This window comes from Halomonas sp. ABH4_019 (assembly GCF_056159885.1).
The window spans coordinates 522,716-547,344 of sequence record NZ_JBSWWC010000002.1 but is presented as its reverse complement, the minus strand read 5'-3'; the positions used below and the strand labels follow the sequence as shown (position 1 = coordinate 547,344).

The 24,629-nt window shown below is 68.2% G+C and carries 23 protein-coding genes and 1 tRNA gene; 17 read left to right on the top strand and 7 right to left on the bottom strand.

Features of this window, described 5'->3' with window-relative positions; genetic code table 11:
• Positions 1 to 105: 105 nt before the first annotated feature.
• The 4 genes from ACXAFN_RS09675 to speB all read right to left on the bottom strand — a co-directional run bounded on the left by ACXAFN_RS09675 (position 106) and on the right by speB (position 5,638).
• The gene (locus ACXAFN_RS09675) at positions 106 to 1,554 is read right to left on the bottom strand and encodes an aldehyde dehydrogenase family protein (RefSeq protein ID WP_474988291.1); all 1,449 of its coding nucleotides are present in this window, start codon (positions 1,552 to 1,554) and stop codon (positions 106 to 108) included.
• Between the two features lie 21 nt (positions 1,555 to 1,575).
• Positions 1,576 to 3,195 carry a 5-guanidino-2-oxopentanoate decarboxylase gene (locus tag ACXAFN_RS09670; RefSeq protein WP_474988289.1) on the bottom strand — a complete coding sequence of 540 codons (1,620 nt, stop codon included), beginning with the start codon at positions 3,193 to 3,195 and terminating at the stop codon, positions 1,576 to 1,578.
• Positions 3,196 to 3,244: 49 nt separating this feature from the next.
• Positions 3,245 to 4,624 carry a YjiH family protein gene (locus ACXAFN_RS09665; RefSeq protein WP_474988287.1) on the bottom strand — a complete coding sequence of 460 codons (1,380 nt, stop codon included), beginning with the start codon at positions 4,622 to 4,624 and terminating at the stop codon, positions 3,245 to 3,247.
• 63 nt (positions 4,625 to 4,687) lie between these two features.
• Positions 4,688 to 5,638: an agmatinase gene (gene speB, locus ACXAFN_RS09660; protein ID WP_474988285.1), complete on the bottom strand. Its 951-nt coding sequence runs from the start codon at positions 5,636 to 5,638 to the stop codon at positions 4,688 to 4,690.
• A gap of 175 nt (positions 5,639 to 5,813) precedes the next feature.
• Here speB and ACXAFN_RS09655 point away from each other — a divergent pair, with 175 nt between their 5' ends.
• Complete coding sequence (locus ACXAFN_RS09655; protein ID WP_474988283.1) at positions 5,814 to 7,262, top strand: sigma-54 interaction domain-containing protein; 1,449 nt, start codon at positions 5,814 to 5,816, stop codon at positions 7,260 to 7,262.
• 8 nt (positions 7,263 to 7,270) lie between these two features.
• On the opposite strand, the gene ACXAFN_RS09650 is transcribed toward ACXAFN_RS09655, so the two are convergent.
• The 3 genes from ACXAFN_RS09650 to ispB all read right to left on the bottom strand — a co-directional run bounded on the left by ACXAFN_RS09650 (position 7,271) and on the right by ispB (position 9,504).
• Positions 7,271 to 8,161, bottom strand: a complete 891-nt coding sequence (locus ACXAFN_RS09650) for a mechanosensitive ion channel family protein (protein WP_474988281.1) — start codon at positions 8,159 to 8,161, stop codon at positions 7,271 to 7,273.
• A gap of 181 nt (positions 8,162 to 8,342) precedes the next feature.
• Positions 8,343 to 8,419: transfer RNA gene (locus tag ACXAFN_RS09645), tRNA-Pro, on the bottom strand.
• A gap of 77 nt (positions 8,420 to 8,496) precedes the next feature.
• Complete coding sequence (ispB, locus tag ACXAFN_RS09640; RefSeq protein ID WP_474988279.1) at positions 8,497 to 9,504, bottom strand: octaprenyl diphosphate synthase; 1,008 nt, start codon at positions 9,502 to 9,504, stop codon at positions 8,497 to 8,499.
• A 302-nt stretch (positions 9,505 to 9,806) separates the two neighbouring features.
• Here ispB and rplU point away from each other — a divergent pair, with 302 nt between their 5' ends.
• The 16 genes from rplU (at position 9,807) to ACXAFN_RS09560 (ending at position 24,583) form a co-directional block, all read left to right on the top strand.
• Positions 9,807 to 10,118 carry a 50S ribosomal protein L21 gene (gene rplU / locus ACXAFN_RS09635; RefSeq protein WP_474988277.1) on the top strand — a complete coding sequence of 104 codons (312 nt, stop codon included), beginning with the start codon at positions 9,807 to 9,809 and terminating at the stop codon, positions 10,116 to 10,118.
• A gap of 34 nt (positions 10,119 to 10,152) precedes the next feature.
• Positions 10,153 to 10,410, top strand: a complete 258-nt coding sequence (rpmA, locus tag ACXAFN_RS09630) for a 50S ribosomal protein L27 (RefSeq protein ID WP_309653457.1) — start codon at positions 10,153 to 10,155, stop codon at positions 10,408 to 10,410.
• An 85-nt stretch (positions 10,411 to 10,495) separates the two neighbouring features.
• On the top strand, positions 10,496 to 11,683 hold the full coding sequence (gene cgtA, locus ACXAFN_RS09625) for an Obg family GTPase CgtA (RefSeq protein WP_474988275.1): 1,188 nt from the start codon (positions 10,496 to 10,498) through the stop codon (positions 11,681 to 11,683).
• Positions 11,684 to 11,843: 160 nt separating this feature from the next.
• Positions 11,844 to 12,983 carry a glutamate 5-kinase gene (proB, locus tag ACXAFN_RS09620; protein ID WP_474988273.1) on the top strand — a complete coding sequence of 380 codons (1,140 nt, stop codon included), beginning with the start codon at positions 11,844 to 11,846 and terminating at the stop codon, positions 12,981 to 12,983.
• A 220-nt stretch (positions 12,984 to 13,203) separates the two neighbouring features.
• Positions 13,204 to 13,470: a 30S ribosomal protein S20 gene (gene rpsT, locus ACXAFN_RS09615; RefSeq protein ID WP_035592830.1), complete on the top strand. Its 267-nt coding sequence runs from the start codon at positions 13,204 to 13,206 to the stop codon at positions 13,468 to 13,470.
• A 119-nt stretch (positions 13,471 to 13,589) separates the two neighbouring features.
• Entirely contained in the window at positions 13,590 to 15,176 is a 1,587-nt protein-coding gene (gene murJ, locus ACXAFN_RS09610; protein ID WP_474988271.1) for a murein biosynthesis integral membrane protein MurJ, read from the top strand.
• Positions 15,177 to 15,273: 97 nt separating this feature from the next.
• On the top strand, positions 15,274 to 16,296 hold the full coding sequence (gene ribF / locus ACXAFN_RS09605) for a bifunctional riboflavin kinase/FAD synthetase (RefSeq protein WP_474988269.1): 1,023 nt from the start codon (positions 15,274 to 15,276) through the stop codon (positions 16,294 to 16,296).
• A gap of 10 nt (positions 16,297 to 16,306) precedes the next feature.
• A complete protein-coding gene (gene ileS, locus ACXAFN_RS09600) occupies positions 16,307 to 19,141 on the top strand; it encodes an isoleucine--tRNA ligase (protein ID WP_474988267.1) in 2,835 nt (944 codons plus the stop codon).
• A gap of 10 nt (positions 19,142 to 19,151) precedes the next feature.
• Complete coding sequence (lspA, locus tag ACXAFN_RS09595) at positions 19,152 to 19,676, top strand: signal peptidase II (protein ID WP_474988266.1); 525 nt, start codon at positions 19,152 to 19,154, stop codon at positions 19,674 to 19,676.
• A 66-nt stretch (positions 19,677 to 19,742) separates the two neighbouring features.
• On the top strand, positions 19,743 to 20,198 hold the full coding sequence (fkpB, locus tag ACXAFN_RS09590; RefSeq protein WP_474988264.1) for an FKBP-type peptidyl-prolyl cis-trans isomerase: 456 nt from the start codon (positions 19,743 to 19,745) through the stop codon (positions 20,196 to 20,198).
• A gap of 106 nt (positions 20,199 to 20,304) precedes the next feature.
• Positions 20,305 to 21,258 carry a 4-hydroxy-3-methylbut-2-enyl diphosphate reductase gene (ispH, locus tag ACXAFN_RS09585; RefSeq protein ID WP_474988262.1) on the top strand — a complete coding sequence of 318 codons (954 nt, stop codon included), beginning with the start codon at positions 20,305 to 20,307 and terminating at the stop codon, positions 21,256 to 21,258.
• A 188-nt stretch (positions 21,259 to 21,446) separates the two neighbouring features.
• The gene (locus tag ACXAFN_RS09580) at positions 21,447 to 21,860 is read left to right on the top strand and encodes a type IV pilin protein (RefSeq protein ID WP_474988260.1); all 414 of its coding nucleotides are present in this window, start codon (positions 21,447 to 21,449) and stop codon (positions 21,858 to 21,860) included.
• 3 nt (positions 21,861 to 21,863) lie between these two features.
• On the top strand, positions 21,864 to 22,310 hold the full coding sequence (locus ACXAFN_RS09575; RefSeq protein WP_474988259.1) for a GspH/FimT family pseudopilin: 447 nt from the start codon (positions 21,864 to 21,866) through the stop codon (positions 22,308 to 22,310).
• Positions 22,307 to 22,747, top strand: a complete 441-nt coding sequence (gene pilV, locus ACXAFN_RS09570; RefSeq protein ID WP_474988257.1) for a type IV pilus modification protein PilV — start codon at positions 22,307 to 22,309, stop codon at positions 22,745 to 22,747. The genes ACXAFN_RS09575 and pilV overlap by 4 nt, the downstream gene beginning before the upstream one ends.
• On the top strand, positions 22,737 to 23,480 hold the full coding sequence (locus ACXAFN_RS09565) for a PilW family protein (RefSeq protein WP_474988256.1): 744 nt from the start codon (positions 22,737 to 22,739) through the stop codon (positions 23,478 to 23,480). Before pilV ends, ACXAFN_RS09565 begins: the two co-directional genes overlap by 11 nt.
• 8 nt (positions 23,481 to 23,488) lie before the next feature.
• Positions 23,489 to 24,583: a pilus assembly PilX family protein gene (locus ACXAFN_RS09560; RefSeq protein ID WP_474988254.1), complete on the top strand. Its 1,095-nt coding sequence runs from the start codon at positions 23,489 to 23,491 to the stop codon at positions 24,581 to 24,583.
• Positions 24,584 to 24,629: the final 46 nt, after the last annotated feature.

Genomic DNA, 24,629 nt, shown 5'->3' with positions numbered 1-24,629 from the left:
CCGCCCCGGCCGCTGCCACGCGGCCAGGAGCCGGCGTGAAGCGCCCGTCAACGACGATGCCCCGGCCGCTGGCCGGGGCATCGTGTCCCGCACGGTCGGCGGTGGTCAGTCCGCCGGGCCGATCAGGTGCTTGACCTCCAGGTAGCCGGCCAGGCCCCAGGGACCGAGCTCGCGGCCGATGCCGCTGATCCCGAAGCCGCCCCAGCTGGCCTCAGGCATCACCAGCTGCTCGCTGTTGTACCAGATGCTGCCGGCGCGCAGCGCCCGGCCGACGCGTCGGGCGCGGTCGGGATCGCCCGCGATCACGGTGGCGGCCAGGCCGAAGGCGCTGTCGTTGGCCAGCGCGATGGCCTCCTCGTCGCTGTCGACGCTGCGGGCGCACAGCACCGGGCCGAAGACTTCCTCCTTCCATAGCCGGCTGTCGACGGGCACGTCCCGGTACAGGGTCGGGGCGACGAACTCGCCCCGGGCGGGCAGCTCGCGATGGCGGGCGTCGCGCACCGCGGCTAGCCCCTCCTCGGCGGCGATGGCCAGGTAGCCTTCCACGGCGGCGCGCTGGCGGGCGCTGGTCATGGGCCCCATGTCGGTGTCGTCGGCGAGCGGGTCGCCCAGGCGGATGGCGTCGATGCGCGTGGCCAGCGCCGCGTACAAGGGCTCGGCCAGCGAGGCGTGGACGATCAGCCGCGAGGTGGCCGAGCAGATCTGCCCGCTGTTGAAGTAGATGCCGGCCATCACCCAGTCGGCGGCGGCCTCGACCTCGGCGTCGTCGAGCACCAGGACCGGCGACTTGCCGCCGAGCTCCAGCGACAGGCCGCGGGTGCCCTCGGCGGCGGCGCGCATCACCTTCTCGCCCACGGCGTTACTGCCGGTGAAGGACAGCTTGTCGACGCCCGGATGGGCGGTGAGCGGGGCGCCGATGCCCTCGCCGTCGCCGTGCACCAGGTTGAGCACCCCGGCCGGCAAGCCGATGGCCTCGGCGATCTCGGCCAGCGCCTGCTCGGGCAGCGGGGTGACCTCGGAGGGCTTGAAGACCACCGTGCAGCCGGCGGCCAGTGCCGGGGCGATCTTCCAGGCGCTGGTCACCAGCGGGAAGTTCCAGGGGGTGATCAGCCCGACCACCCCGGCCGGGTCCTCGTAGGTGCGCGCCTCGACGCCGTCCATGGCGTGTTCGACCAGGCGGCCCTGGCGAGCCTCCAGGGCCCGGGCCTGGCCGGCGTAGTAGCGGTAGCAGGCGATGGCATCGTCCAGATCGATGGCGGTCTCGGCCAGGGCCTTGCCGTTGTTGGTCGCCGACAGGCGCATCAGCGCCTCGCGGCGCGCGACGAGGGCCTCGGCGAAAGCCGCGAGGTAGTCGGCGCGGCGTTCGCCGCCCAGCGCCTGCCAGGCGGGCAGGGCGCGCCGGGCGGCGGCCACCGCGGCGTCGACGTCGGCCGCATCGCCGGCGGTGACCTCGGCGATCGTCTCCTGGCGATAGGGATCGGTCACCGGCAGGAAGCGATTCCCTCGGGAAGCGACCCACTGGCCGTCGATGTACTGCTTGGTCAATCGTTGCACGATAAGGCTCCGAATCCGGGATCAGGCGGGGGCGACGGCGGCGGCCCAGGCCGCGGCGTCGACCTCGATCAGCAGGGGGCCGTCGCTGGGCCGGGTGGCCAGGGCGTGGGCCAGCTCGGCGGGGGTGGCGACGCGGGTGGCCAGGCAGCCGAAGCCGTGGGCCACGGTCAGGAAGTCCGGCGCCTGGATGTCGACCCCGAGGCGGGTGACCCCGGCGTCGTCCATGAAGCGGCGGATCTCCTCATAGCCCTGGTTGTGCCACAGCAGCACTACCACCGGCAGGCGTTCCTCCACCGCGCAGGCCAGCTCCGGCAGGGTGAACATCACGCCGCCATCGCCGACCAGCGCCACCACCGGCAGGTCGGGCCGGGCCAGGCTGGCGCCCAGCGCCGCCGGCAGGCCGTAGCCGAGGGTGCCATAGCCGGTGGAGGCGTTGAAGAAGCGCCGCGGCGCCGGCTGGGCGACCAGGTGGTTGGCGGCGTAGGTGGTGGCGCAGGAGTCGCCGACCAGGATCGCCTCGGGCAGGGCCTCGCGCAGGGTGTCGAACAGCGGCACATAGGTCGCGAAGGCAGGGTCCCGGGCGAGCGCCAGGGCCTCCCGGGTCGCCTGGGCGCGCGCGGCGCCGCCGCGGGCCAGGCGCGTGCCGGTGAAGTGTGCCGCCAGGGCCGCGAGGGCCTGGCCGGCGTCGGCCACCAGGGCCAGGTCGGCATCCTGGTTGCGGGCCAGCTGCTGGGCGTCCACGTCGATGCGGATCAGGCGGCCGCCCAGGGTGAAGCCGTCGTCGAACACCACGTCGTAGTCGGTCTCGCCGAGCTCGGTGCCGATGGCCAGCACCACGTCGGCGTGCCGGGCCAGCTCGCGTACCGCGGGCAGGGAGGCGTTGGCCCCCAGGTCCAGCGGATGGTCGCGGCCCAGCAGGCCCTTGGCGTTGATGGTGGTGACCACCGGGGCGTCGAGCGCCTCGACCAGCGTCCGGGCGGCCTCGGGGGCGGCCACGGTACCGCCGCCGAGCAGTACCAGCGGGCGTTCGGCGCCCGCCAGCCAGGCGCCGGCCTCGGCGATGGCCGCGGGGTCCGGGGCGGCCTTGGCCAGGGCGGGTCGGGCGAAGCGACGCGGCGGCGTGACCGGGGCGTCGAACAGGTCGATGGGAATCTCGATGTGCACCGGCCCGGGACGCGCGCCCTCGAACACCGCGAAGGCTCGAGCCAGGGCCTCGGGCAGGCCCTCGGGGTCGAGCAGGGTATGGCTGAAACGTGCCACGCCGGCCAGCAGCTGCTGCTGGCTCGGCAACTCGTGGAGCCGGCCCTGGCCGCGGCCCAGGGTGTCGCGGCGGTTGACGCTGGAGATCACCAGCATCGGCACCGAGTCGGCCAGCGCCTGGCCCATGGCGGTGGCGATGTTGGTCATGCCGGGCCCGGTGATGATGAAGCACACCCCGGGCTTGCCGGTGGCGCGGGCGTAGCCGTCGGCCATGAAGCCGGCGCCCTGCTCATGGCGCGGCGTGACGTGGCGGATGCCGCTGCCACCACCGCCTTCCAGGCCGCGGTAGAGCTCGACGGTGTGCACGCCGGGGATCCCGAACACGGTCTCTACCCCGTAGGTGTCGCGCAGCAGACGGATCAGCAGTTCGGCGCAGGTCATGGGCGTTTCTCTCTCAGGGTTCAGGCTCTCGCGGTTCATGGGGATCGTCTCAGCCCACCAGCCAGTGGCCCATGACCACGATGATCGGCAGGGTGATGGCGGTGCGCAGCAGGAAGATGACCACCAGCTCCCACAGCTTGAGCGGGATCTTCGATTTCAGCAGCAGGGCGCCGATCTCGGACATGTAGATCAGCTGGGTCAGCGACAGGCAGGCGATCACGAAGCGGGTCAGCTCGCTCTCGATGTCGCTGGCCAGCACCGCCGGCAGGAACATGTCGGCGAAGCCCACCAGGGTGGCGGGGGCGGCGGCCTCGGCCTCGGGAATCCGCATCCACTCCAGCACCGGCACCATGGGGGCGGAGAGCCAGGTGAACAGCGGCGTGAACTCGGCGAGCACCAGCGCCACGGTGCCGATGGCGATCACCAGCGGCAGCAGGCCGAGGAAGATGTCGGCGACGTTGAACAGCGCGATGCGTGCCAGCTTGAGCGGGCCGGGGGCGGTCTCGGCACGGGCCACGGCCATGCCCAGGCTGTAGCGCAGCAGGTTCTGGTCGCCGGTGTTCTCCTCGGCGATTCGGCAGCCCACCGGCTCGTGGTAGGCGTTCGACTTGCGCGACAGCGGCGGCAGGCGCGGTACGATCACCGCGGCTACCAGGCCGGCCAATACCACGGTCAGGTAGAAGGGCACGAACAGGTGGTTGATGCCGATGAAGCTGGTCACCAGCAGGGCGAAGGCGATGGAGACGATGGAGAAGTTGGTGGCGATGGCCGAGGCCTCGCGGCCGTTGTAGTAGCCCTGTTCGTACTGCTGGGTGGTGATCAGCACGCCCACGGTGCCGGAGCCCATCCAGGAGGCGGTGGCGTCGATGGCGCTGCGCCCGGGCAGGCCGAAGATCTTGCGGAAGGGCGTGCGCACCAGGCTGCCGATGAACTCCATGAAGCCGAAGTCGACCAGGAAAGGCAGCAGGATGGCGGCGAAGAAGAAGAAGGTCAGCAGCACCGGAGCCAGGTCGTTGAGCATCACCCCACCGGTGAAGGAGGCGGTGACCATCTCGGGGCCGACCTGGAAGTAGGTCATCAGGGCGAAGGCCGCGCCGAGGACGCGCATGACCACCCACAGCGGCGCCACGTCGAATAGCTCGTGCATGGCGCCCTCGCGGGCCCAGGCCGGGCGAACGAGCTTGACCGTCAGCGTCAGTACGATGGACAGGCACAGCACCACCGTGGCGATGGTCGGCAGGGCGTCGCCGAGCAGTGCCTTGAGGCCGTCGGCCATCAGCCCCATGCCGATGTTGATGGTGTCGCCGGTGGAGAACGGCACCAGGAACAGGCCGATGCCGAGCAGCGAGGGAATCAGGAACTTCAGCAGGCCGCTGAGGCTCAGCGATTCGGCGCGGGTGGCGAGGGTCGTGTCGAAGGAGTCAGCCATGGGATTTCCCTGTTGGTCTTGTAATGGGTGTGGCCCGGCGCTGCCGGGCCGGGTGGGCGGCGGTCAGTCGCGACGCTTGACGCCGGGCAGCACGCAGAGCATCTCGTAGAGCAGGGTGGCGCCCATCAGTGCGGTATTGCCGCTGGTGTCGTAGGGCGGGGAGACCTCGACCAGGTCGCCGCCGACTACATTGAGGCCGGCCGCGCCGCGCACGATCTCCAGGCCCTGCTGGGCGGTGAGGCCGCCCATCTCGACGGTGCCGGTGCCGGGGGCGACCGAGGGGTCGAGGCCGTCGATATCGAAGGAGATGTACACCGGGCCGTCGCCCATCTGCTCGCGCACCTCGGCCATCAGCGGTTCGAGCGACTTGTACCAGCACTCCTCGGCGGTGACCACGCGGAAGCCCTGCTCGCGGCACCAGTCGAAGTCGTCGGCGGCATAGCCGGTGCCGCGCAGGCCGATCTGCACCACGCGCTTGCTGTCCAGCAGCCCCTCTTCCTGGGCGCGGCGGAAGGGGCAGCCGTGGGCGACCTCCTCGCCGAACATGTGCTCGTTGACGTCGGCGTGGGCGTCGATGTGGATCACGCCCACCGGGCCGTGCTTCTTGGCGATGGCGCGCAGCAGCGGCCAGGTCAGGGTGTGGTCGCCGCCCAGCGTCAGCGGCACGCAGTCATGAGACAGCACCTCGTCGTAGAAGTCGGTGATGATGTCGAGGTTCTTGGGCAGGTTGAAGGTGTTGATCGGCACGTCGCCGATGTCGGCCACCTGCAGGCTGTCGAAGGGCGCGGCGCGAGTGGCCATGTTGTAGGGGCGCAGCATGCGCGACTCGTCGCGGATCTGGCGCGGGCCCAGGCGGGTGCCGGGGCGGTTGGAGGTGCCGATGTCCATGGGCACGCCGATGAAGGCGGCGTCGAGGCCGGCGGCGCTGTCCTGGGTGGGCAGGCGCATCATGGTGGCCGGGCCACCGAAACGCGGCATCTCGTTGCCGCCCAGGGGCTGGTTGTAGTCGCTCATGTCGGGCTCCGTCTATTGAGTAATGTCCTGGTCTCTCTTAGCAGGAAACGTGCCATCTTTAATGGATTGATATGCCATGGCTTTTTGCCTCGCTGATTCATTTGTGCATCGTCTGGCCGGCGGAGGTGATACACTGGTGGATCAGTGATTCATTCCTGCATCAATGCGAGACCCCATGAGCGAACTCGACGGCCGTATCCTGCAGACCATCATCGAGACCGCCCACGATCACTTCTTCGTGGTCGACGCGGACGGCCGGGTGCGCGACGTCAGCCCCGCGGCGGCGGCGGTCTATGGCATGTCCCGGGAGGACCTGTGTCGCACCACGGTGCAGGCCCTGGAGGCCCAGGGCGTATTGAAGCCGTCGATCAGCCTGGAGGTCATTCGCACCGGTCGGCCGGCCCAGCTGATGCAGGTGACCGGCACCGGGCGGCGGGTAATCGCCCAGGCGCATCCGGTGTTCCAGGGCGGCCGGCTGGTCGCCGTGGTCAGCCGTTCCATGGACCTCACCGACCTGCAGCTGCTGCAGGAGGAATACGCGTTGCTGCAGCGGCGCTTCAGCGATCACCTCAGGCGCGGCGGCGGGGCCGACGAGGCCGGGTTGGAGGCCGAGCTGGGCGAGCTGGAGGTGCGCAGCGAGGTCATGCACGAGGTGGCGCTGCTGCTCAAGCGGGTGGCCCCGACCGATGCCACGGTGCTGATGCTCGGCGAGTCCGGGGTCGGCAAGACCGCCTTCGCCCACCAGCTGCACCGCTGGAGCGCTCGTCGCGAGGGCCCCTTCGTCGACGTCAACTGCGGCGCCATTCCCGAAAGCCTGTTCGAGTCGGAGATGTTCGGCTATCGGCACGGCGCCTTCAGCGGCGCGGCGCCGGGCGGCAAGGCCGGGCTGCTGGAGCAGGCCGAGGGCGGCACCCTGTTTCTCGACGAGATCGGCGAGCTGCCGCTGGCGATGCAGACCAAGCTGCTCAAGGTCATCCAGGACGGCAGCGTGACCCGGCTGGGCGACACTCGGCCGCGTCGTGTCGACTTCCGGCTGGTGGTGGCCACCAACCAGGACCTGGCGCGCCGGGTCGAGGAGGGCCGTTTCCGGCTCGATCTCTACTATCGGCTCAACGTCATTCCCGTGACCCTGCCGCCGCTGCGCGAGCGCCGCGAGGACATCCCCGGCCTGGTCGAGCGGCAACTCAAGCGCCTCAATGCCCGCTACGGCCGCGACAAGCTGATGGGCCGCGATGTCTGGCAGGAGCTGATGGGACGCGACTGGCCGGGCAACGTGCGCGAGCTGGAGAACTGGCTGGAGCGGGCCTGGCTCTCTGCCGGTGATGATGTGGTGGGCCTCGCCGGGACGGACGCCGGGCGACCGGCGGAGGCGGCCGCCCCGCCGGCGCGCGGGAGCGAGGCGGCGGGCGGGGCGACCTCGACGCGGCTGGGCGAGGGCGAATCGCTCAAGGCGGCGCTGGCGCGCACCGAGCGGGCCATCCTGGCCGAGCTGTGCGGCGAGCTGCCCTCCACCTACGCGATCGCCGAGCGGCTCGGCATCAGCCAGCCCAGCGTGGTGCGCAAGCTCAGGCGGCATGGGTTGCACATCGGCTCGGGCGATGGTCGCCGAGGTGGCGTGCGCTAGGTGTCGGTTCAGCCATTCTCGCCGGGACGGGACAGCGTGATCGGGGCGTCGTCCCTGAAGACCAGGGTGCGGTAGGGGAAGGGGATCTCGATGGCGTGGTCGTCGAGGGCGCGCTTGATGGCCGACACCACCTGGTCGCGGGAGGAGCGGATATCGACCGGCTTCGAGCCGGTCCACCAGGTGACCTCGAAGTCGATGCTGCTCTCGCCGAAGGCCTTGGCGAAGACCTGGATGTCGCGAACGTCGTCGCGGACCGAATCGACGCGGCGCACCGCTACCTCGATGACTTCCCGGGCGGCGTCGACGTCCTCGCCGTAGGCGATGCCGACCATGATCGAGGTTCGCCGCACGTCGCGGTCGGTGCGCACGATGACCGGATTCTGGAACATCAGGGCGTTGGGCACCACGATCAGCTGGCCGTCGGTACGGCGAATATGGCTGTCGCGGACGGTGATCTCCTCCACCAGGCCCTCGACGTCATGCTCCTCGACGGCGATGTGATCGCCGATCTTGAAGGGCTCCCGCCACAGGATCAGCAGCCCCGCCAGGAAGTTCTCGAACACGTCCTTGAAGGCGAAGCCCACGGCGATGGAGCCGAGCCCCAGGGTGGTCATCGCCCTGCCCGGCGTGACGGTGGGGAATACCAGGGTGATGGCGACCAGCAGGCCCACCAGCCACACGGCGAGGCCGGTCAGCATCGCCAGTACATCGCTGAGGTTGCGACGCAGGCGGGCGTGGTGGGCCAGCCGAATGACCAGGAAGCGCAGCAGCTTGCTTGCCCCCCAGGTGCCCGCGATGAGCAGCACCGCGCCGGCCAGTCGCGGTGCGGCGGCGACCAGGCCGCGCAGGTACTGTTCGACCTCTTCCAGCAGCAGCGGGATGAAATGGATCTCGTCCACGGTGGGCATTCCTCCGTCATCCAACGGTCCGCTCCGTTGGCATGGCCTTGCACCCAAGGATAGTCGAGATGCCGCCTCGCCAGGGTGCCGGGCGGTGGCAGGGGAGGCCGTTGCCGAGCGGCAGACGACGAAAAACGGCCACCGCTCTAATGAGCTAAGTGGCCGTTTTTGCATAATTCTGTGGTCGGAGTAGCAGGATTCGAACCTACGACCTCTGCCTCCCGAAGGCAGCGCTCTACCAAGCTGAGCTATACTCCGTTGTTCGCCGTCAGCGCTGGCGACGGATGGGCATTATACGTAAACGAACGCCGGGTGCAAGCCCTTCCGCGGGGAAATCAATTGCGGCGCTCCACCGCCAGGCGAGCCAGCGCGGCCATGCTGTCGCGGTACTCGGATTCGGGCAGGGCGTCCAGCCGGGCCAGGGCCTTGGCGGACATCTCCTCGGCCTTGGCTCGGGTGTACGCCAGGGCGCCGGTCTCGTCGACGATGGCCAGCACCTCATCGAGACGCGCCAGGCCGCCCTGGCGGATGGCCTGGCGAATCACCTTGGCCTGGTCGGGCGTGCCGGCGGCCATGGCCTGGATCAGCGGCAGGGTCGGCTTGCCCTCGGCCAGGTCGTCGCCGACGTTCTTGCCCATGGCCTCGGCGTCGCCCTGGTAGTCGAGCAGATCGTCGATCAGCTGGAAGGCCAGGCCCAGATAGCGGCCGTAGTCGCGCAGGGCGGCCTCCTGTTCCGGGGTCGCGTCGGCGAGGATGGCGCCGCTGTGGGAGGCCGCCTCGAACAGCATGGCGGTCTTGCCCTGGATGGTCTCGAAGTAGGCGGCCTCGTCCACGTCGGGGTTGCCGACGTTGGTGAGCTGCTGGACCTCGCCCTCGGCGATGGTGCAGGTGGCGGCGGACAGCACTGCCATGATCCGCATCGAACCTACGTCGACCATCATCTGGAAGGAGCGTGAATAGAGGAAGTCGCCGACCAGTACCGAGGGCGCGTTGCCCCAGGCGTCGTTGGCGGTGGCCTTGCCGCGGCGCATGTGGGACTCGTCCACCACGTCGTCGTGCAGCAGGGTCGAGGTGTGCATGAACTCGATCAGCGTGGCCAGGGTGACGTGGCGGTCGCCCTCGTAGCCCAGCGAGCGGGCGGCCAGCAGCACCAGCAACGGGCGCAGGCGCTTGCCGCCGCTCTCGATGATGTATTGCCCGATGGTCTCCACCAGCGGCACCCGCGAGGCCAGCTGCGCCAGGATGGTGCGATTGACGGCGGAGAAGTCCTCGGCGACGACGGCGTGGATGGGCGAGGCGGGGATGGCGTTATCGAGCTGTGGCGACGAAGGGTTGGCTGGCATGAAGGCGGCATCGACGAAGTGGTGGGGGCGGCCGGCGGCATCGTGGAGGATGCCCGATGGCTAGCCTGGGATTGTCGGCCATGCTATGGGGCCCCCCTTGGGGCGTCAAGGCGCGCGGGGCCGCGGCGTGGTGCTCGTTCGCCGCCTGGCAATGAAGTCGTGGCGCGGGTTGTGGTCGCCCGCGCGTGCGGTTATAATCCGCGGCCCACTCATCTCGCTCCCTGTCAGATGGTTGCCGGAAGGGGCGCCACTCGAAGCAGGTCGATGAAGAGCCAACCCCGATGAGTACCGGAGAGACAAGCATGTACGCAGTGATCAAGAGCGGTGGCAAGCAGTACCGCGTTCAGGAAGGCCAGACTCTCAAGCTCGAGAAGCTGGAAGTGCCGACCGGCGACACCATCGAGTTCGATGAAGTCCTGCTGGTGGGCAGCGACGACGACGTCAAGGTCGGCGCCCCGACCGTCGACGGTGCCAAGGTGGCGGCCGAGGTCGTGGCCCATGGCCGTGGCGAGAAGGTTCGCATCATCAAGTTCCGTCGCCGCAAGCACAGCATGAAGCGTCAGGGCCACCGCCAGTGGTTCACCGAAGTCAAGATCACCGGGATCTCCGCGTAAGCGGTTGCTCCCCTGAACGAGCGAGGTATTTGCAATGGCTCATAAGAAGGCAGCGGGCTCTACCCGTAACGGTCGCGATTCCGAATCCAAGCGCCTTGGCGTGAAGCTGTTCGGCGGCCAGGCCGTGACCCCGGGCAACATCATCGTCCGTCAGCGCGGCACCAAGTTCCACGCCGGCGCCGGCGTGGGCATCGGCAAGGACCACACCCTGTTCGCCCTGGACGAAGGCGTGGTCAAGTTCGAGACCAAGGGTCCGAAGAATCGCAAGTTCGTGAGCGTCGTCTCCGCCTGAGACCGCCCGAACCTGTAGCGAGAAGGCCCCGCCATGGCGGGGCCTTCTTGTATCATGGCGGTATGCACCGCCGGGAGAATGACAGATGCAGTTCGTCGACGAAGCCTCGATCATCGTGGAGGCCGGCAAGGGCGGCAACGGTTGCCTGAGCTTCCGCCGCGAGAAGTACGTGCCCAAGGGCGGCCCCGATGGGGGTGATGGGGGGCATGGCGGCAGCGTCCACCTGATCGGTGACGATGCCCTCAACACCCTCATCGACTTCAAGTACCAGCGCTTCTACAAGGCCCAGAACGGTCAGCCGGGCCAGGGCCGGCAGATGAGCGGTCGCGCCGGCGAGGACCTGCACGTCAAGGTCCCGGTGGGCACCACGGTGATCGACGAGGACACCCTGGAGGTGATCGCCGACGTCACCGAGATCGGCCAGGTGGTGACGGTGGCCCAGGGCGGTCGCCGGGGCCTCGGCAACATCCACTTCAAGTCCTCCACCAATCGCGCGCCCCGGCGCACCACACCGGGTACCGAGGGCGAGCGGCGCAACCTGCGCCTGGAGATGAAGGTGATGGCCGATGTCGGCCTGCTGGGGCTGCCCAACGCCGGCAAGTCGACGCTGATCCGCTCGGTGTCGGCGGCCAAGCCCAAGGTCGCCAACTACCCCTTCACCACCCTGGTGCCGAACCTCGGCGTGGTGAAGCTCGGCCAGCACGAGCACTTCGTGATGGCCGACATCCCCGGGCTGATCGAGGGCGCCTCGGACGGCGCGGGCCTGGGGCTGCGCTTCCTCAAGCACCTGACCCGTACCCGGCTGCTGTTCCATGTGGTCGATGTGGCGCCCTTCGACGAGTCCGATCCGGTGGCGTCCGCCGAGGCCATCGCCCACGAACTGGGCGAGTTCTCGCCGACCCTGGCCGAGCTGCCGCGCTGGCTGGTGCTCAACAAGCTGGACCTGCTGCCGGTTGATGAGCGCGAGACGGTGGCCGACGAGATCGTGCGCCGCCTGGGCTGGGAGGGGCCGGTGTTCCGCGTCTCGGCGATCAGCGGCGATGGCACCGATGCCCTGGTGCAGGCCGCCCACCGCTGGCTCACCGAGCAGCGCCGGCTGGAGCACGAGGACGAGGAAGTCGCCGAGCGCGAGCGCGAGATGCGTCGGCGCATGGAGGACGAGACCGTGGCCCGCACCGAGGCCCGGTTGGGGCGCAAGCGCAAGCGTGACGACGAAGACGACGATGACTTCGACGACGATGACTATGACGTCGAGGTCGAATACGCTCCCTGACGGGAGAGGAGCTGGCTGCGCTCGGCCATACGGCGTCAAGAATTGGCTCAGGATGCTCGTTTGTCATGGCAAGCGGCGTTCTCTCGCCGATTGTTGCCGGGTCTGGCCATCGCTCGCTCAGTGCTCCCGTTCGAGGGGGACAGGTTGAGCCGAGGAACGGATGGAGAATAACGAGCAGGTGCCCGGCCGCGAGGCCTTGAAAGGCATGCATCGGGTGGTGGTGAAGATCGGCAGCGCCCTGCTGACCAATGACGGTCGAGGGCTCGACGAGGCCGCCATCGGCGGCTGGGTCGACCAGATCGCCGCCCTGCATCGGCGCGGCATCGAGGTGGTGCTGGTGTCGTCCGGGGCGGTGGCCGCCGGCATGGTGCGCCTGGGCTGGCAGGCCAGGCCCTCGGCCGTGCATGCCCTGCAGGCCGCCGCCGCGGTAGGGCAGAACGGCCTCACCGAGTGCTACGAGGGGCACTTCGCGCGTCACCGCCTGACCACCGCCCAGGTGCTGCTGACCCACGACGACCTGTCCAACCGCAAGCGCTACCTCAATGCCCGCTCGGCGCTGCGGACCCTGGTCGACCTGCGGGTGGTGCCGGTGGTCAACGAGAACGACACCGTGGTCACCGACGAGATCCGCTTCGGTGACAACGATACCCTGGGCGCCCTGGTGGCCAACCTGCTCGAGGCCGATGCCCTGATCATCCTCACCGATCAGGAGGGGTTGTTCGATGCCGACCCGCGCCACGATCCGAACGCCCGGTTGATCGCCGAAGGTCGTGCCGACGATGCGCGGCTGGCCGCGGTGGCCGGCGACGGTGGTGCGCTGGGGCGTGGCGGCATGACCACCAAGGTGCGTGCCGCCCGCCTGGCGGCCCGTTCCGGGGCGGTGACGGTGATCGCCAGCGGGCGCCAGCCCGAGGTGCTGACCCGGCTGGCCGACGGCGAGCGCCTGGGCACCCTGCTGACCCCCGAGCGCGCGCCGATGGCGGCGCGCAAGCGCTGGCTGGCCGGTCAGCTCCAGGTGCGTGGCACCCTGACCCTGGACGACGGGGCGGTGAAGGTGCTGCGTGGCAGCGGCTCCAGCCTGTTGCCGGTGGGCGTCAAGGCGCTGTCCGGGGATTTCGTGCGCGGCGACATGGTGCTGTGCGTCGATGCGACCGGCCAGCGGGTGGCCAAGGGGCTGGTCAACTACGGCGCCGACGAGGCGCGGCAACTGCTCGGTCAGCCCAGTCACTGCATCGAGGCGATCCTCGGCTACATGGAAGGGCCGGAACTCATCCATCGCGACAACCTGGTGGTGCTCTGATCCAGGCGTGGCGGGGTGTTCACCCTTGACAAGGCTGGCACGCGGTGTCGCCCTGTGATAGGATGCGCCATCCTCTCAGACACGGCCCGTAGCGACTGCGCCACGATGCGCGGTCGGCCAGATGGCCAAGCCGACGGGGATTTTTATTTTCCCTGTTGGGTCAAAACGTTATCGAAACCGTCCACGCAGGCGGTGACAACTTTCTCCAAGGAGACAGTCAGTGGCTAACAGCAAGCAAGCCCGCAAGCGCGCCCGTCAGGCAGAAGGCCGTCGTGTTCTGAAGGCGAGCCAGCGCAGCATGGTCCGCACCTACGTCAAGAACGTCATCAAGGCCATCAATGGCGGCGACCACGCCCAGGCCATGGACGCCTTCAAGGCGGCCCAGCCGGTCATCGACCGCATCGCCGACAAGGACGTGCTGTCCAAGAAGAAGGCCGCTCGCCTCAAGAGCCGCCTGAACAAGCGTATCAAGGCCCTGGCCGCGTAAGCACGCCGGACGCCTCTGGGTGCCCGCCCCGGGTGGGCACGCCATCGAAAAACCGGCTCCGGCCGGTTTTTTTGTGCCCGACCGCCCCCGGTTGACCCGCCCCGGCAAGGGAGTGCCCCGTGACCGACACCGATCCTCAGCCTGCCACCGATTCCCCTCCGGCGCCCAAGGGCGGCGGGCTGCTGCGCTCGGGGCTGGTGGTCAGCGCCATGACCATGCTCTCCCGAGTGCTGGGCCTGGCCCGCGACGTGGTCATCGCCGCGTTGCTCGGGGCGGGGCAGGGCGCGGATGCCTTCTTCGTCGCCTTCAAGGTGCCCAACTTTCTGCGCCGGCTGTTCGCCGAGGGCGCCTTCAACCAGGCCTTCGTGCCGGTGCTCTCCGAGTACGCGACCCAGCGCACCCGCGAGGAGGTGCGCGAGCTGCTCGATGCGGTGGCCGGCAGCCTGGCCGCCGTGCTGCTGCTGCTCACGGCGCTGGCCATGCTGGCCGCGCCCTGGCTGGTGTGGCTGTTCGCCCCCGGCTTCGGCCGCGACCCGGCCAAGCTGGCGCTCACCGCCGACATGCTGCGCCTCACCTTCCCCTATTTGCTGTTGATCTCGCTGACCGCCTTCGCCGGCAGCGTGCTCAACACCTGGAACCGCTTCGCCGTGCCGGCCTTCACCCCGGTGCTGCTCAACCTGGCGCTGATCGGCGCGGCGCTGGGCCTGACCCCGCTGGTCAGCGAGCCGGCCCTGGCGCTGGCCTGGGGCGTGCTGATCGCCGGCGCCGCCCAGCTGCTCTTCCAGGTGCCCTTCCTGGCGCGTCTGGGGCTGATGCCCAGGCCCTGGCCACGCTTCGCCCATGATGGCGTGCGGCGCATCCTCAAGCTGATGGCCCCGGCGCTGTTCGGGGTCTCGGTGTCCCAGGTCAACCTGCTGCTGGACACCGTGCTGGCCTCGCTGCTGGCCGCCGGCAGCGTGTCCTGGCTGTACTATTCGGATCGCCTGGTGGAACTGCCGCTGGGGGTGTTCGGCATCGCCATCGGCACGGTGATCCTACCGGCGCTCTCCCGGCGCCATGCCGAGCAGTCCGGCGAGCACTTCGCACGGATGCTCGACTGGGCGATCCGTGCCGTGCTGCTGCTGGGCCTGCCGGCGGCGCTGGCGCTGGCGGTGCTCGCCGAGCCGCTGCTGATCACCCTGTTCCACTACGGCGCCATGACCGACCATGACATCGCCATGGCGGCGATGAGCCTGCGCGCCTACGCCGTCGGGCTGGTGGCCTTCATGCTGATCAAGGTGCTGGCGCCGGGGTTCTTCGCCCGCCAGGACACCAAGACGCCGGTCAAGGTGGGGATCGTGGCGATGGTCGCCAACATGGTGTTCAACCTGATCCTGATCTGGCCGCTGGCCCATGCCGGCCTGGCGCTGGCCACGGCGCTGTCGGCCTTCCTCAATGCCGGCCTGCTGGGTCACCTGCTGCACAAGCAGGGCGTGCTGCACTTCCAGCCGGGCTGGGGGCGCTACGCGGTGCAGCTGCTCGGCGGCTGCACGCTGATGGGACTGGGCCTGGCCTGGCTGACCCCGGAGTGGCAGGCCTGGCTCGACTGGTCGCTGTGGACGCGTGTCGGCTGGCTGGCGGGGCTGGTGGTGGCCGGGGCGGGGGCCTACTTCGCCTGGCTGGCGGCCCTCGGGGTCCGGCCGCGCGACTTCCGGATGAGCCGCTGATGGTCGTGCCGCAGGCCAATGACCAAGCCGCGCCGGCTGTCAAGGGGCCGCCGGTCCGTTATAATCGTTGCCTTTCACCCTCAGCGCGATGACGCCCATGCAAGTGATTCGAGGACTGCACAACCTGCGCGACGAGCACCGGGGCTGCGTGGCCACCATCGGCAATTTCGATGGCGTGCACCGCGGCCATCAGGCGATCCTCGATCAGCTGCGCGAGCGGGCCCGGGCGCTGGGCCTGCCGGTCACGGTGGTGGTCTTCGAGCCCCAGCCACGGGAGTTCTTCGCCGGCGACCAGGCGCCGCCGCGCCTGACCCGGCTGCGCGACAAGGTCGAGCTGCTGGCCGCCCACGGCGCCGATCGGGTGCTGTGCCTGCCCTTCAACGACGCGCTGCGCGGCCTGACCGCCCAGGCGTTCATCGAACGGGTGCTGGTCGAGGGCCTCGGCGTGCGCCACCTGGTGGTGGGCGACGACTTCCGCTTCGGCTGCGACCGGCGCGGCGACTTCGCGCTGCTGGAGGCGGTCGGCGGCGAGCGGGGTTTCGGCGTGGAGCACACCCGCACCTTCCTGCTCGACGGCGAACGGGTCTCCAGCTCCCGGGTGCGCACCCTGCTGGCCTGCGGCAACTTCGCCCAGGCCGCGCGCCTGCTGGGGCGGCCCTATCGGCTCGGCGGCCGGGTGGTGCCCGACCGCCGCCTCGGGCGGACCATCGGCGTGCCCACCGCCAACCTGCCCCAGCCGGCCCGGGGGCTGGCCCTGCAGGGCGTCTATGCGGTGGTGGCCGAGTTGCCCGACGGCCGGCGCCTCGAGGGGGTGGCCAACGTCGGCTGGCGCCCCACCGTGGGCAGCCATCGGCCGGTGCTCGAGGTGCACCTGTTCGACTTCGACGGCGACCTCTACGGCCAGACGCTGAACGTGCTGCCCTGCGCCAAGCTGCGCGGCGAGGTGAAATTCGACGGCCTCGATGCCCTCAAGGCGCAGATCGGCCTCGACCAGACGCGTGCCCGGCGCTTCTTCGCCGCGGCGGACGACCCTCTTCCTCTGGCATCGGCGCCGTTGGCGCGCGAGGCCGTGACTTTCGATTCCTCGGCGGGACTGCCCGCCGACCCCGACGACGGCTGACCCCCAGGATATGAGCGACTACAAGCACACTCTGAACCTGCCAGAAACCGACTTCCCGATGCGCGGCATGCTGCCCAAGCGCGAGCCCGCCCGGGTGGCCCAGTGGCAGGAGCTGGACCTCTATCATCGCCTGCGTACGGAGCGCCAGGGCAGGGAACTCTTCGTGCTCCACGACGGCCCTCCCTACGCCAACGGCAGCATTCACCTGGGGCATGCGCTCAACAAGATCCTCAAGGACATCATCGTCAAGTCGAAGAACCTGGCCGGCTTCGACGCCCCCTACGTGCCCGGCTGGGACTGTCACGGCCTGCCCATCGAGCACAAGGTGGAGACCACCCACGGCAAGCACCTCGAGCCCGAACAGGCCCGTGCGCTGTGCCGCGAGTATGCCGCCGAGCAGATCGAAGATCAGCGTCAGGGCTTCATCCGCCTGGGCGTGATCGGCGACTGGGGCAATCCCTACCGCTCCATGGACTACGCCAACGAGGCCGGCGAGATCCGCGCCCTGGCCGAGATGGTCGAGGGCGGCTACGTCTTCAAGGGCCTCAAGCCGGTGAACTGGTGCTTCGACTGCGGCTCGGCGCTGGCCGAGGCCGAGGTGGAGTACGCCGACAAGCAGTCCGAGGCCATCGACGTGGCCTTCCCCTGCGCCCAGGACGACCGGCTGGCCGCGGCCTTCGGCCTCGCCTCCCTGCCCAAGCCGGCCGCGGTGGTGATCTGGACCACCACGCCGTGGACGATTCCCGCCAACCAGGCGCTCAACGTCCATCCCGAGTTCACCTATGCCCTGGTCGACGTCGGCGAGCGCCTGCTGCTGCTGGCCGAGGAACTGGTGGAATCCTGCCTCGAGCGCTTCGAGCTGGAGGGCGATATCATCGCCACCGCCACCGGCGAGCGCCTGGAACTGATCGAGTTTGCTCATCCCTTCTACGAGCGCCGCGCGCCGATGTATCTCGCCGACTACGTCGGCATCGACGAGGGCAGCACCGGCATCGTGCATTCGGCCCCGGTGCACGGCGTGGACGACTTCGAGTCCTGCCGCCGCTACGGCATGGACTTCAGCGACTTCATCAGCGTGGTCAAGGGCGACGGCGTCTACGTCGACGACCTGCCGTTCTTCGGCGGCCAGCTGATCTGGAAGGCCAACCCGCATATCGTCGCCAAGCTCAGCGATGTCGGCGCGCTGATGGCCCACAAGACCATCAAGCACAGCTACATGCACTGCTGGCGCCACAAGACGCCGGTGATCTATCGGGCTACCGCCCAGTGGTTCGTGGGCATGGATGTGGTCGGCAAGGACGGCCGCAGCCTGCGCGAGCGGGCGCTGGAGGGCATCGAGTCCACGGCCTTCACCCCGGCCTGGGGCAAGGCGCGCCTGCACGCCATGATCGCCAACCGCCCGGACTGGTGCATCTCGCGCCAGCGCAACTGGGGCGTGCCGATCCCGTTCTTCCTGCACAAGCAGAGCGGTGAGCTGCACCCGCGCACCGTCGAACTGATGGAAGAGGTCGCCGGCCGCGTCGAGGCCGAGGGCATCGACGCCTGGTTCCGGCTGGAGGCCGCCGAGCTGCTGGGCGAGGAGTCGGCCGACTACGACAAGGTCACCGATACCCTGGACGTGTGGTTCGACTCCGGCACCACGCATCGCCACGTGCTGCGCGGCTCGCACCCCCACGGCCACGAGCAGGGCCCGCGCGCCGACCTCTACCTGGAAGGCTCGGACCAGCACCGTGGCTGGTTCCACTCCTCGCTGCTGACCGGTGCCGCCATCGACGGCCACGCGCCCTACAGGCAGCTGCTGACCCACGGCTTCACCGTGGACGAGAAGGGTCGCAAGCAGTCCAAGTCGCTGGGCAATGTGGTGGCGCCCCAGGCGGTGATGGACAAGCTCGGCGCCGACATCCTGCGCCTGTGGGTCGCCTCCACCGACTACTCCGGCGAGATGGCGGTCTCCGACGAGATCTTGAAGCGCACCGCCGACGTCTATCGGCGGATCCGCAACACCTCGCGCTTCCTGCTGGCCAACCTCAACGGCTTCGACCCGGCGAAGGATGCCCTGGCGTTCGGTGACATGCTGGCCCTGGACCAGTGGGTGGTGGATCGTGCCGCCCAGCTGCAGGCGCGCATCGAGACGGCCTACGAGGAGTACCGCTTCCTCGATGTCTACCAGCAGGTGCACGGCTTCTGCGCCCGCGAGCTCGGCGGCTTCTACCTGGACGTGATCAAGGATCGCCAGTACACCACCCAGACGGATTCGGTGGCCCGGCGCAGCGCCCAGACCGCGCTCTATCACGTCATCCAGGCGCTGGTGCGCTGGGTGGCGCCGATCCTGTCCTTCACCGCCGAGGAAATCTTCGAGCACATCCCCGGCAAGCGGGGCGACAGCGTGCTGCTCGAGGAGTACTACACCGGGCTCGGCACCCTGGCCGACGACGCCGAGATGGGCCGCGAGTTCTGGGAGCGGGTGCTGGAGATCAAGCAGGCCGTCAACAAGTGCCTGGAAGATGCCCGAAATGCCAAGACCATCAAGGGCAGCCTGGCCGCCGAGGTCACCCTCTACGTCGATGACGCCCTGCGCGCGACCCTCGACAAGCTCGGCGACGAGCGGCGCTTCGTGATGCTGACCAGCGAGGTCCACCTGGCGCCGCTGGCTCAGGGCGAAGACGCCGAGGCCACCGAGCTCGAGGGGCTCAAGGTCGTGGTAGCGGCCAGCGAGCACAGGAAGTGCGAGCGCTGCTGGCACCATCGCGAGGACGTGGGCACCCACGAGGGCCATGAGGACCTCTGCGGTCGCTGCGTGAGCAACCTGCCGGATGGCCCCGGCGAGACCCGTCACTATGCGTGAGGTGGGCAGCATGCCCCAGACTCCCCAGGGCGCCGAAGCGGCGCCCATGCACAAGCCGCTGCGCTGGCTGTGGCTCGCCGTGGCCTGGGTCGTCCTGGACCTCGGCACCAAGGCCCTGGCCGCCGGGATGCTCGACTACGCCCGGCCGGTCGAGGTGCTGCCGTTCTTCAACCTGACGCTGCTGCACAACACCGGCGCGGCCTTCAGCTTCCTGGCCGACCACCCGGGCTGGCAGCGCTGGCTGTTCGCCGCCATCGCGGTGGCGGCGAGCATCGGCCTGACGGTGTGGATGAAGCGCCTGCGGGCCGGCGAGACGCTGCTGGCGGTGTCGCTGGCGCTGATCATCGGCGGGGCCCTGGGCAACCTCTACGACCGCCTGGTACACGGCTATGTGGTGGATTTCCTGTCCTTCCACGCCGCCGGCTGGTACTACCCGGCCTTCAACGTCGCGGACATCGGCATCACCCTGGGCGCCATCGGGCTGATCTGGGAGTCGACCGTGGGCGAGCGCCGCCGGGCCCGGCGGCGGTCCTGAGGAACCCGATGCGTGTTCCGCCCTCCAAGGCGGCATGCGACCTTCACGACAGCTTCGAGAGAACCCATGAGCGAATCACAAGGCCTGCGCATCGACGAGGGCATGGAAGTCACCCTCCACTTCACCCTCAAGCTGGAGGACGGCACCCAGGTGGACTCCACCCGCGACAAGGCGCCGGCGACCTTCCAGGTCGGCGACGGCAACCTGCCGCCGGGCTTCGAGCAGCCGCTCAAGGGCATGAGCTCCGGGGACTCCGGCAGCTTCGAGATCGCCCCCGAGCACGGCTTCGGCCAGCACAACCCTCAGAACATCCAGGTGCTCAAGCGCGAGGACTTCGACAGTGACGAGCCCGAGGTGGGCATGGTGATGTCCTTCGCCGACCCGGCCGGCGGCGAGCTGCCCGGCGTGATCAAGAGCGTCGACGATGAACGGGTGGAAGTGGACTTCAATCATCCCCTGGCGGGGCGTACCCTGACCTTCGAGGTCGAGGTATTGGAGATCAAGCCGGCCACTACCCACTGAGCTGGCGTGGCTGCTGGGGTGTCGTGGGAGCGCAGCGTGCTGCGCGATAGCGGCATTCCTCGACCCATCCATTGCAACGATGCCCAGCATCAAGGCAAGGCAAATCATGCAAATCAAGCTGGCCAATCCCCGTGGCTTCTGCGCCGGCGTCGACCGGGCCATCGAGATCGTCAACAGTGCCCTGGACGTCTTCGAGCCGCCGATCTACGTGCGACATGAAGTCGTCCATAATCGCTTCGTGGTCGATAGCCTGCGTGAGCGGGGCGCGGTGTTCGTCGAGGAGCTCGACGAGGTGCCCGACGACGTCATCGTCATCTTCTCGGCTCACGGCGTGTCCCGCGCGGTGCAGGAAGAGGCCGAGCGACGCGGGCTCAAGGTCTTCGATGCCACCTGTCCGCTGGTCACCAAGGTGCACATGGAGGTGCTGCGCTATGCGCGGCGCGGCCAGGAGTGCATCCTGATCGGTCACGAGGGGCACCCCGAGGTGGAGGGCACCATGGGCCGCTACGACACCTCCCACGGTGGGTGCATCTACCTGGTCGAGGACGAGGACGACGTGGCGAACCTCGAGGTCGAGGATCCGAGCCGGCTGGCCTTCGTCACCCAGACCACGCTGTCGATGGATGACACGGCCCGCGTGATCGACGCCCTGCGCGACAAGTTCCCCGAGATCCAGGGGCCGCGCAAGGACGACATCTGCTACGCGACCCAGAATCGCCAGGACGCCGTGCGCGAGCTCGCCGCGGGCTGCGACCTGCTGCTGGTGGTGGGCAGCACCAACAGTTCCAACTCCAATCGCCTGCGCGAACTCTCCGAGCGGGTCGGCACCAGGGCCTATCTGATCGACAACGCCGAGCAGGTCGATCCGGCCTGGCTCGAGGGCGTGAGCGCCGTCGGCGTCACGGCCGGTGCCAGCGCCCCCGAGGTGCTGGTGCAGGGCGTGATCGAACGGCTGAAGGCGCTGGGCGCCAGTGCCCCGGAGGAGCTGGCCGGCCGCGAGGAGACCATCACCTTCTCGATGCCCCGCGAGCTGCGCGAGCGGGTGATCGCCAGCGATTGAGTCGCAGGTGTCGCCGGCCCCCGGACGCCGCCATCCTCGCGATGGCGGCGTCTTCGTATGAGCCTGTCTCGGCAGACAGTCCCATTGGGGCAGCCTTTCGGCTGAGTGCCCCTCGTTCCTGACCTATCGGAACCACCGGGCTTGAGACATACTGAAACAGCATGTCACCCAGTGGGAGGACCGATAGCGTGAACCGAACGCGCGACCCAGCCCCCTTCCATACCCGCCGGGCCCGATGTCGGCCTGCGGCGGCCGGCTTCACGCTGATCGAGCTGATGATCGTGCTCGCGATCATCGCCATCCTGGCGGCGATCGCCTATCCCAGTTACACGAGCTACGTGGAGCGCTCGCTGCGGGCGGATGCCCACGCCGGGTTGCATATCGCCGCCGGCGAGCTCGAGCGCTGTTACACCGTGAATTATAGCTATGCCGACTGTTCCACTACCGCCACCTCGCCCGATGGGGCCTACTCGATCGGCTATGCGCAAGACGCGGACGCGGGCTATGTGATCACGGCGACCACCGATCGAGACGATGGCTGCTCCGCAGCCATCACGCTCGATGGGCAAGGCGAGCGGGGACCCGACGATGCGTGCTGGTGAGACATGAGAGAGCGCGGGTTTACCCTGATCGAGGCGCTGGTGACGGCCGCCGTGATGACCCTTCTGGCGGCCGTGGCGATGCCGGGCTTCCAATCCATGATGGCCGACAATCGTATGAGATCGGGCTACAACGAGTTGCTGATTGGTTTGAAGTTCGCCCGAAGTGAGGCGATCAAGCGGCGCAAGGACGTGACATTCGCAGTCACGAGCTCAACTCCCTGGGGATATCAGGTGAAGGTGGAAGGGGGGGAGCATCCGATTCGTACCCGTCGCGCGGATGACGGCCTGGTGTCGGTGACTGACGAGGCGTTCGAGGTGACCTTCGATGCCCTGGGCAAGGCCGCCGATTGTGCTTCCGGCTGCCGTATGACCCTGACGCACGCGGACACGGCCGACCGGGTGATCGGCGTGAATGCGATGGGGCGGGTCGGACGAGGGGCGTCATCATGAGCCTCGATCCTCGGCGGTCGCGAGGCTTCACCCTGGTCGAGGCGCTGATCGCGCTGCTGATCCTCTCCCTCGGCCTGCTGGGCATCGCCGCCATGCAGCTCAAGTCGTTGCAGGGGGCCCATGTCGCGTATCAGCGCTCCATCGCCAGCCTCGCGGCCCAGGATGCACAGGAACGACTATGGGCCGGGGTGGCAGCGCATCGGAAAGCCCATGGGGAGCGCCAATGTTCCGCCCAGGACCTGGTCAATGGAGCGGAGGGGGCCTGGGTCTCGCAGTGGTCGAGCTTTCTCCCGGGGCTGGCCCATGATCCCGTCCGTCAGTCGAACACCTGTGAGTACGATATTGCGGTGTCGTGGCAGGACAGCCGACTTGCCGGGGAAGGAGGCGACACCTTTACCTATACCTTCATGCTGCCGGGAGACAGCGATGAAGAGTGAGAAGGGGTTCTCGCTTGTCGAGCTGATGGTGGCCATGGCGGTGGGGTTGATCATCGTCCTCGGCGCCGGCCAGCTGTTGCTCTCGGTGTTCGGCACCCATCGTCAGGTGGAAACCCTCGGCGAGAAACAGGCAGCGGTGAACTTCGCCGTCGATACGCTGATGCGGGATATCAGGAAAGCCTGCTGGGAGGCGACGTCACCGGCCGAGGGCGAGGGGCCGTCCGATACGCTCGTGCTGAGCCTCCCAGGGGATGATGGCTGTGCGTCGGGCATGGTGGAGACCACCTACCGCCTCGGCGAGCAGGCCGGGGGAGAGGAAGGTCGATATTCCCTTGAGGTCGATCAAGGTGATGGCGCCGGCGCCCAGGAGGTGGTGAGCGGCCTGACCGACAATGGCTTCCGGGTCGTCCCCGAGAGTGACTATGGGCTGACCGTCATGCTGGAGCTCGTTCCCACCCGGCCAGGCGGGGTGCCCGATTCGCTGACCTTCCTCGCGATCAACCGCACGGAAGCGGTCAGTGATGCATCGGCGCAGGAGGGCGCGTCTAATGCCGGAGACAGCGGAGACAGCGGAGACAGCGGAGACAGCGGAGACAGCGGAGACAGCGGAGGTAGTCCATCGAATGTGCCCGATATCGGTAATCCGGGCTTCTATCAGGATGGCACGCGTATGTATGACGACTCCTGCTACAACGGCGCGAACAAGTATAAGCCGCAGCAGTGCGATGGGTAGGACGTGATATGAACCGACAGAGTGGGGCCGCCCTCATCGTGGTGCTTTCCGTGCTGGTGATCTCCATGATGCTGGCGCTCTCCGGCATGCAGTCATCGCTGGTGGATGAACGGCTGGCGGGTAACTACAAGGCCTTGGCCGAGGCGCAGATGGGTGCCGAAAGGGCCGCCTCTCAAGGTTTTGACGATGTTGATTCCGAATCCGAATTCTCCGCGGTGGACGATGTCGACGATATTAGCTCCATGGAGTGGAGCGATTTCCTGAGCGGCGGCGATGTCTTCGAGGAATCATTGGGCGGCGCCGATAATGTCTGCTCGGGGAGCGTGGAGTGTTTCTATCGCTTCGTTGAAGATGCCAGTGGTGACTATGTGGTTGCTTATGGTGGTGTCGTGGATGATGGCGGGGGGCTGCTGAGTGTTCGAAGTGCCGTGATTCAGGTCGATTTTGGTGGTGGCCTGGTCTTTGCTCTCTACGGGTTGTTGGCCGGCGAGGATATCAGGATAAAGGGCGCCTCGGTATTCGATGGCAGTGCACATGCCAACGGAGAGCTCGTTGTTAATGGAGCATATGTACAATGGAATGAAGATGCGTCGATGACCGACGGATCAGATGGCATCGAGGTGGATATTCCTGAAGTTGATTTTTCTCCCTATCTGGGAGGGGATTACGACGTCGTCAACCTGGAGGTCCAGCAAGGCAAGGGCGGCAAGGCGGATTCTTGTGATTTCGACCACACGGGAGACCTGGGGGGGCAGGTGTTTTATTGTGATGGCGACATGACCATGTCCTCGATGGGTTTCCATAACGCGATCTTGTTGGCGGAAGGCGAGGTCAGGCAGAACGGTGCCATCACGACCGGAGCGAACGGCGTCAGCACGGGCGTCTTGGCCAAGGGAGATATCGTCTTCAATGGCGCCAGCGTGGTCAATGGGTGGTTCCTGGCCGGGGGGGACGTCCGGCAGAACGGAAGCTCGGTGCTGAACGGCTCCATCGTTGCGCATGGCACCATCAGAAGAAACGGCGGGATGATGTTCCATCACCTGGATGGCGACGTGAACATCTCCAGCGAGGGTGGCGGCAAGAGCATCCTGTCCTGGCGGTGAAACATGACATGTTAAGCCGTCGCCGGAATGTCGTCGTCACGCCTCA